Annotated in this window: 11 protein-coding genes and 1 pseudogene; 1 reads left to right on the top strand and 11 read right to left on the bottom strand. The window is 52.7% G+C overall.

Annotated elements, in window-relative coordinates; genetic code table 11:
- Positions 1–58: 58 nt before the first annotated feature.
- From WA429_RS20545 to WA429_RS20495, 11 genes are all read right to left on the bottom strand, one after another.
- Positions 59–334 carry a hypothetical protein gene (locus tag WA429_RS20545; protein WP_336107808.1) on the bottom strand — a complete coding sequence of 92 codons (276 nt, stop codon included), beginning with the start codon at positions 332–334 and terminating at the stop codon, positions 59–61.
- A gap of 236 nt (positions 335–570) precedes the next feature.
- Positions 571–972, bottom strand: coding sequence for a hypothetical protein (locus WA429_RS20540; protein ID WP_336107807.1), 402 nt, complete (start codon positions 970–972; stop codon positions 571–573).
- Positions 973–1,011: 39 nt separating this feature from the next.
- Entirely contained in the window at positions 1,012–1,614 is a 603-nt protein-coding gene (locus WA429_RS20535) for a hypothetical protein (protein ID WP_336107806.1), read from the bottom strand.
- Positions 1,615–1,779: 165 nt separating this feature from the next.
- The gene (locus WA429_RS20530; protein WP_336107805.1) at positions 1,780–2,055 is read right to left on the bottom strand and encodes a hypothetical protein; all 276 of its coding nucleotides are present in this window, start codon (positions 2,053–2,055) and stop codon (positions 1,780–1,782) included.
- 178 nt (positions 2,056–2,233) lie between these two features.
- Entirely contained in the window at positions 2,234–2,830 is a 597-nt protein-coding gene (locus tag WA429_RS20525) for a hypothetical protein (RefSeq protein ID WP_336107804.1), read from the bottom strand.
- Positions 2,831–2,970: 140 nt separating this feature from the next.
- Positions 2,971–3,708, bottom strand: coding sequence for a class I SAM-dependent methyltransferase (locus tag WA429_RS20520; protein ID WP_336107803.1), 738 nt, complete (start codon positions 3,706–3,708; stop codon positions 2,971–2,973).
- Positions 3,709–3,883: 175 nt separating this feature from the next.
- On the bottom strand, positions 3,884–4,264 hold the full coding sequence (locus WA429_RS20515; protein WP_336107802.1) for a hypothetical protein: 381 nt from the start codon (positions 4,262–4,264) through the stop codon (positions 3,884–3,886).
- Positions 4,265–4,415: 151 nt separating this feature from the next.
- On the bottom strand, positions 4,416–4,802 hold the full coding sequence (locus WA429_RS20510) for a hypothetical protein (protein ID WP_336107801.1): 387 nt from the start codon (positions 4,800–4,802) through the stop codon (positions 4,416–4,418).
- A 111-nt stretch (positions 4,803–4,913) separates the two neighbouring features.
- Complete coding sequence (locus WA429_RS20505) at positions 4,914–5,324, bottom strand: hypothetical protein (protein ID WP_336107800.1); 411 nt, start codon at positions 5,322–5,324, stop codon at positions 4,914–4,916.
- Complete coding sequence (locus tag WA429_RS20500; RefSeq protein ID WP_336107799.1) at positions 5,324–6,256, bottom strand: hypothetical protein; 933 nt, start codon at positions 6,254–6,256, stop codon at positions 5,324–5,326. Before WA429_RS20500 ends, WA429_RS20505 begins: the two co-directional genes overlap by 1 nt.
- Positions 6,257–6,419: 163 nt before the next feature.
- The gene (locus WA429_RS20495) at positions 6,420–6,830 is read right to left on the bottom strand and encodes a hypothetical protein (RefSeq protein WP_336107798.1); all 411 of its coding nucleotides are present in this window, start codon (positions 6,828–6,830) and stop codon (positions 6,420–6,422) included.
- A gap of 24 nt (positions 6,831–6,854) precedes the next feature.
- On the opposite strand from WA429_RS20495, the pseudogene WA429_RS20490 reads away from it, so the two are divergent.
- A pseudogene (locus tag WA429_RS20490) lies at positions 6,855–7,957 on the top strand (IS3 family transposase); the annotation flags it as partial.

Raw genomic sequence — 7,957 nt, 5'->3', positions numbered from 1 at the left:
GCAGTCGCGGTTGCCGGCTATGTGTTGCTGAACATGACGCCGTTTGGTCGGAAATGCTTTATAAGCTACGCTGGGTTTCGAGTGCCCAAAATGCATTTTGGGTTCGCGAAATGTAGCCGCTATGCCACAGAACGACAGCGAGCGACAACAGGCTCATTGCAACCCATCGGAAATCTGACGTAGCGCGGCGCATCTCGGAAAAATATGGCGCGGTAAGCGGGCACCCGACGAGTAATACAGTCAGGAGAAAGGTTCCCGCCAGAGTGTATGGCAATAGCGGTTCGGTAAACTCATAAACGACATCGATTGTTCGAACGACTTCCAAGTCTTCCATGCACCACTCCCGCCCCACAAACTCGCCACCGCCGGATCAATACGATCTGTGGTAGCCGCAAGTAGCGAAGGATAGCTTGGATATCGAGTTTCGCAACTGCTATCTAGAGTTGTTATGCGCGTGAAGAGCAATTGTAAATGTAAGCAAAATATGAGACTGAAACTTTCATCCAGTCTCATATTTTGCGTTACAGTCTCATATTTTATGTACATTTACAGTAAGCGAGGATCTCTGGGTTAGTTCCGTCGACGCGAAACCAATGGGAACTGAATGACGGTTGGATCTGCAGACGGTTGCTTGACGGGACCACCAAACGGCGGTGGGAGTTCGCGATAAGCAATCGGGAGCCCAACACAATCCTCCATCGGCGCGGAGTGATAATCACTCTTGGACATGCCGGACAGCCACCAATCCTCGCCATCAAAATAACCTTCAACGACATGGCGCGATCCGTCGTCCTTTTGGACAGTAACAAGAACGAAGGGACCGAGGGTATCGACGTCACGCATAGGATAGTTGGCGAGGTCATCTTCCCAGAGGGCTGGGTCCTCGTCTGACTTGGCATTGTCGGTCATGATTTGCGAAACCGTAGTTGGATTAAAAAAAGAGTGGCAAATATTGGCTAGATTGTCCTGCACGGCGTGTTCTCGTTTCTCTGACGGGGAGGGGAGAGAGCGCTAACTGGTTGCTGCGTTCTTGGCGTTATCCATTAGGTATTGACGGCCTTCTTGCGTAAGTACGGCCTTGGAGCCATTGAAAGGACCGTTTTCCCACCGGACCCAGCCATAGCGCAGACAGCTGGCAACTGTGCACTCCGTTATGGGGTGATCCAGACCATCACTCACGCGGGGTGCGAACCCATAGCCGTTGTTGTGCAACGTGATCTTTCCCTCGTGCACGAGACAGAGAACGCGAAGATAGGCAAGAGAGAGGTCCTCATTGGGCCCGTGTGTCTCCGTGAGTGAATTGATGGTCAATTCAAGTGCGGCGAACGGACTAAAAGTAACAAACAACTGATCAGGGGAAGCGGATGGGTCAATTGTTACCGTCTGGTCATCGGGGAGATAGCCCCGGGAAAAGACCAGGTCTACAGGTCCCGTTTGTTCAAGAATGCTGGCGGTCATTGCGCGAGGGGTACCGAAGCGCCCCAGACTGCCGCTCGCCAACGGCGAGTATTTAATAACATCGACGCTCGTGTATCCGTAGACGGCCATACCTTCCGCCAAACGCAGTAGAAGCGACTGAATGATGTCATTTGCCTGTTGCGTATCTAGGGTCATGATTGAGTGCTCCATTGTCTGAAATAATGGCGAAGGCATCGTCACGATTTTGTTCCTCTGCCTCAGTGTTGTTGTCGTGAACTCTACTGATCGAAAGTTCGATCAACCACCAGAGCACCATGCGAAAAAACGCAGTAAATGTTGTGAACGCCCTGCCCCGCGAAGTCATATCTGCAACGTCAATTGCTCAGCTGGTTCATGGTTCAGAGCTGGGTGGGCGCTTCTTGCGGTCAAAGCGGCGATTGCGGCTTTCTTTTTCTGATCGAAGGCAATGTCCGGTATCTCCGGGTGGGTATAGAAATACTCGCCGATGGACTGACGTTTGCGGTGGCCGAGCCGATGGCTGCTTGCATGTAATGCGCGCGCGTCACTGGAGTATGATTGAAAGTGCCGGATGACGCGCTTGGCCTCCGTCCGGATCTGGTCAGTGGTGAATTCCATGAGTGCCTCATACGATTGGTCGATGTCTGACAAGCGTATGATGAGCCCGCGCAACGGTGCATCTGCATCATGGCTGTGAAGTTCACATTCCACCTTCAGCACGGACCACGGTTGAGCAAAAGAAAACCGGCGAGCGTGAGCTAGCCGGTTTAAGTCGGAGAGGGATCAGGCGGAATGATTATTCGTCGCTGTAATCTTCAAAGCGACAATTGTCGAAATACCCCCCGGAATGGACCCGAAAATATTCGAAGTCATTTGGGGTCGCTTGCCGCAACGAAGCGTCAGGCGATAAGGGGATAGGACCGTTGTTCGGGTTGTGTGTGCCGCCATCGGTGATTTTGGACGCTAAGACGCCAAGTCGCGGAAACTCGTCGTGGGGGATGATGAAACCCAGCGTATGACCGTCATAGACCACATATCTTGAAACGTTGAGTAAGTCGTCGACTGTATTGCTGCAGATGCCAGCTGATCCAATGGAGCCGCGCTGCATTAGCGTTGAAGCGGTATCCAAGGCAGTCTTTAGATCCATTTCGTCACTGGATTGTAGATACCCCATGGTGGTTCGGGACTCTCGGCTGATTGAATAATCTTTGGCGCTCGGATCACTGCCTGCGGCGGAGTTCTCATCGCCCTCATAAGCGATTGAAATGAAATCCTGTCCATCAGGGCACTCTTTGCAATACGACATGAGCCCACCGCCGCGCGGGGTGAGGACATAGCCAGCTGCTATCAACATGCTTTCACTGGACTTGTTTTCGGTGTCTTGTGAAGTCATCAGGTTCACTCGTGTGGTGGAGATGTTTGCGACCGGGGAGAGAATTGCGCAGTAAGACGCGGTTATCAAAGCGAGCTTCCCGTCAAAAAAACACAGACAACCCTCATCCCGGCCCAGCGCTCTGGGATTCCGGGAACTGACTAAGGTTTGGGGATCGTGATCAGAACAGTTGGGACCATAACGCCTGACGGTTTGAAAGCGTCGACCGGCAATTCTTTGATTGAACCACCGTTACCCGCAATCAGGTCTTTGACGTCCTGAAGCGGCTTGCAATGTTGCCAAAGGAGGTTGCCGGAGGCGATGGCCACGAGGAGACCGCCCGGGCGCAGCCATTTGTATGCGTGGAGGATATGGCGTGCATAGCTGTAGCGCAGGAATGACGGGTTCATCAGCACTCGATCGTAGATCGCATTTGGGTCCATTCCGAGAAAGTCGCCCTGTGTCACTGTGTTCAAACCGGAAACCGTTTTGAGATACTCAACATTTGGTTCGTGGAGTTCGATGCAATCGATCTCGGCTTTATTGATGATCGGTTGCACCAGATCTGCGCGTCCAGCGTTTGGCTCCAGCACCTTCATCCCGTCCCGCAGGTCCAAAAGCTCCGCCGCTTCGGTTGCAACCGGTAACGGTGTCGGGAAGAAGCCCAAGTCCTGTGCAACGGTGACAGCGCCTGTCACAAGCATTTGGTCGAGTGCGTCGGCGCTTTCGCCACTAAAGACATGCGCACGCTTCTTGCTCTGCCATTTGCCACCAGCTGCCTTAAGCACCTTATCGACACGAAGGTACAGATTGCGATCAAGATCGGCAGGCAGGGACAAAAGATGGCCGTTAGCGGTGGACTGCGAAAGCACTTCGAGGATGTCGGGTTTGATGATCATATCTGCCTCTGTGGGTTGGTTGTTTCGATGCACTTTCTTGCATCCTTCTGCCGCTAGATCGAGCTGAGCTCACGCGCGAAAAAGACTGGTAACTACGACCGCTGTGACGCCCATCGGCCATGAAAAAAGGCCGGCAAAAGCCGACCTTTTCTGCAGAAATCAGTGAGGCAACCGGTTACGGGTTTGGAAAAGCTAAGCTCAAATCTGAAGCGCTGGGATAGTCGCACTGTTCGTCAGTGACGAGGGCCGGTAGAGCGTCCAGCTGCGCTGCGATGTCCATTGCTTGCTTTGGACTGAAGTGCTGACCCACTTCGACCCACCCATCATGTCGATGTGAGTAGCGACCGATCAAATAGCGGGCCTCATCCAAATCCGTGCCGACCGGTTCCTCGCGGTCATACATGATCGAGACGAATTCGTCGGTTCCAGCGATAGTCCGTGTCCATGTGTCGATGCCCGGTTCCGGGAAGCTCGGTGCGAAACCGTTCTGAAGGAACAGGTCAACAACTGGCCCAACGGGTTTGTCGTCTTTCGGTGTGTTCTGGCTTGTGCTCATTGCAGTGTATCTCCTTGCTTGCTGGAGAGAGCTTGCCGTCTGGGGGTACACAAATCCATCAGAGCACCAGCGTAGCAAATAGGAGGAACTCAGGAACAGAAAAGGACCGGTACGAGAGTTGCCGGTCCAAAAGCGGGTGGGATGAGAAACGTCAGATCAATGCCATTTGGCGTCCGTTATCGGAGGCCTCATACTCGCGCTGTACGCGCGGAAAGAACTTGGCCAGAGCAGGTTTCTCCCGCTCGAAAAGTGTCGCGAGACCGCGCGGGCATCCGCCATACATACCATCATTGAGATTGTACGTGGGCCATCGTTGCATGTGCTGCCAAACTGTCTGCCCGATTGGACGCCAGTAGTAGTTCGTTTCAAATTGGTTCGCGTCGGTTTTGGGTAGGATGTTGGACAAACCATGGGTGCAGGGGCTGACCGTGATCTGCCACTCGTGTTTTCCAATCACGAATGGCGCACTGGCATAGGAAACCTGTTCGTTGCGGTGGCCCGGCTGCCGATAGTTGGTTTGTGTTGTGCTTGCAGACATATCTCATTTCCTTGGTTGGTTGGGATATGTCTTGAAAATAAATCCTGAGATCCGCTTCATTGAGTGAAGCTCAGGGGGAATAAATACAGGAAATCGCGCTCCACCCGAAACTTAATCGACGCCTTCAGGTTTGCCGCTTTGGTTTTGTAACGATGCTTTGTATGCAGGGCTTGTCATATCGACCAGTTTATCCATCATCCTGCGATGGACTGCTGCATACTCTTCGTCGGTTAAGTTAGCTTTCTTGGCTAGGTAACCGAGTGCATCGAAGTGCGACTGAAGCTCATCGCGCATTCCGAATATGCCCAAGCGTACGCTGATATACCAAGTGACTAGGAAACACGGGCAAATGAATGCAAGGGGTGGGATTGAGGTAATGTCTCGATCCGGATAGTGATTGGTCATCACATACACAAAGAGGACGTACAAAGGGTATCCGACAGCCCCGCCAATTAGGACGCTGGGGAGCATTCGTGTCGGAAGAATGGAGCGGGCAAAGCCGCTAAAGTCAGTGAGGGTCATCAGACAACATCTCCCTGGACATTTGGAGATGTCTCACGCGGTACGCTTTTGTGTGGAAGGTCGTCGACGTAAAAATGTGTCCCTGAGCCAGGCCCACCGTCCATATCAGTATGCTTGCTAACTTCGGCAGCTACTTCCATGAGCTCGACTGGGTGGTTGCCATAGGCCCGGGTTAGATGACGTACTTTGACAAGTACATAGTCCAACGCAGCGACACCGGCTATGCCATAAAACCAGTAACGGGTGCTATTGGTGAGTTCAACAAACTCGATCGTGTACGCCATCCATTCGGCAACAAAGCATGCAAGTAGTGACAGGCAAACGATGCTCAAGCGTGAGGTAGCTATACCGCTAACTACTGTGGCAAACAAAGGGGTGCGAATTGACTGTCTCAGGCGCTTCGTGTGCTCTTCAGCTGTTTCCGTGATGGCGCGCTCGCTGCTGTTCGCGACTGCAGCGGAAATGGCTTCTGTTGTAGTGAAAATGGTGTCTTTGGAGACTTTCACAACTCGGAGAGACTTATCGATTTCCATAACGGCGTCGTCTGTCTTGTCGCCTTCTTTCCGGTTGCGGACCCACTCGGCGATCTCTCCATATCCAATACCGCTGTCTTGTTCTACTGTCTCATTCAATGCCGTCTGCAGCGTATCGCGAGTTCGACGAAATGCCTTCATGCGATGTACTTCGACAATGAAATAAATGCCTGCCCAAATAATCCCGAGCGCACCTGCCAATAACGCTACACCAAAGGAACGTAGTCCAAGCGATTTTGAGAAGTTATCCAGAGCAGGCAGGACATATCCACTTACACTGGAAGCCAAAAGAAGGCTACCGGATGCCGTGCCGATAACGAGTATTATATCCACGACTTTATCGGGTATTTTATCCGCGACTTTCAACATGAACATCGAGAAGTTACGCGCCTTTTTCATACAGAACCTTCTCAGCATTGACCCTAGTTAGCCGAGCCACTCAGAATCTCGCTCGATACCGCGACATCGTACATGAGAAGGAAGCAATGTACAACTCAGGGTGGCGGTCTGCAAGCAGGGCGAGAGCAAGGCTTGCTGACCGCAAAACGGCACACAGTCGAATTCACCCCACTCCGTCCAGAGCGGAGATACCTGTATTGTGCAGATGAGTGGACAAATGACGCGCCAGCACCTTGTCACGAGGGGCATTTGGAAGATCTCTCGCGCGCATGGTGCGGTACCCTGTGATTCGGAAAACGGGTCGCTCATTTTCCGAGAACCGTTTGATGAATGCTTCTGGAGGCAGCGGACCGTCATAATCGACAAGAAGCCCATTGATCAGCACGGCAGCATGATCGGCAAGATCGTTGCTCCGGATGAGTACAACGACTTGGCCGCCGAGAGCCATTTGAAGGGCCTCTGCAACAACGACACACCCACCATCAAAAGGGCCACAGCCGATAGTGGAGATGTCTAACGTCATCAACCATGGGACAAATTGAGTTAGTTGCGTAACGGAGGATTTCTGGTTCATCGTAGAGAGCGAAAGCGAACGAAGATGAAGCAGAAATCCATGAACTCGAAAGACAACGCCGAGAAGGCCGTCCGCAATATCCGCCGCAAGACGCGACGCAAACATTCCTCGGAAGAGAAAATCCGCATCGTCCTTGATGGCCTGCGCGGCGAAGACAGCATTGCGGCGCTTTGCCGTCGTGAAGGCATCGCCGAAAGTTTGTACTACAGTTGGTCGAAAGAGTTCCTTGAAGCCGGCAAGAAGCGCCTGTCTGGTGATGCCGCCCGTCAAGCCACCACAGGCGAGGTGCGCAATCTCAAGCGTGAGATGCGCGATATGAAAGAGTTGGTTGCCGAACTGTCCATTGAAAACCGTCTGCTCAAAAAAAGCATGATCGGGGATGGGGAGGACGAGGAATGAGATATTCCGCATCCGAAAAACAGGAAATCATCCGCACGGTCGAAGACAGCCATTTGCCGGTCCGCCAGACCTTGGACCTGCTCGATATCGCCAAAACCACGTTTTACCGCTGGTATGACCGCTACGTTGAGTTCGGCATCGAAGGCCTTGAGGATCGCAACTGTGGACCCGATGTGGCGTGGAATCGTATTCCCGACGATGTGCGCAAGGCTATTGTCGACATGGCGCTGGAAAACGCCGAACTGAGCCCGCGTGAATTGGCCGTGAAGTTTACCGATGAGAAGCGCTATTTTGTCTCAGAGGCATCCGTCTATCGGCTGCTCAAGTCGCACGACCTGATCACCAGTCCGGCGTACATCGTCATCAAAGCCGATGACGCGTTCAAAGACCAAACCACAGCACCCAACCAGCTCTGGCAAACCGACTTCACATACCTGAAGGTCATTGGCTGGGGCTGGTTTTATCTGTCCACGATCCTGGATGACTATTCCCGCTACATCATCGCCTGGAAGCTGTGCGCCACGATGAAGGCCGAAGATGTCATGGAAACACTCGACTTGGCCCTGAATAAGTCTGGATGCGATCAGGTCAATGTGGTGCATAAGCCCAGACTGCTCAGCGACAACGGCTCGTCCTACATCGCATCCGATACACCAAACACCTGTCCTTCAAGAAGAATTTCAAACAGGGCGGCCTCCCCCAGAAGATCAAGCATGATCTCAAGCTCC

It is taken from the genome of Thalassospira sp. CH_XMU1420-2 (assembly GCF_037029325.1).
Classification (GTDB): Bacteria; Pseudomonadota; Alphaproteobacteria; order Rhodospirillales; family Thalassospiraceae; genus Thalassospira; species Thalassospira povalilytica.
The sequence above is the reverse complement of the archived record's forward strand: the minus strand, read 5'-3'. Positions and strand labels throughout refer to the sequence as shown.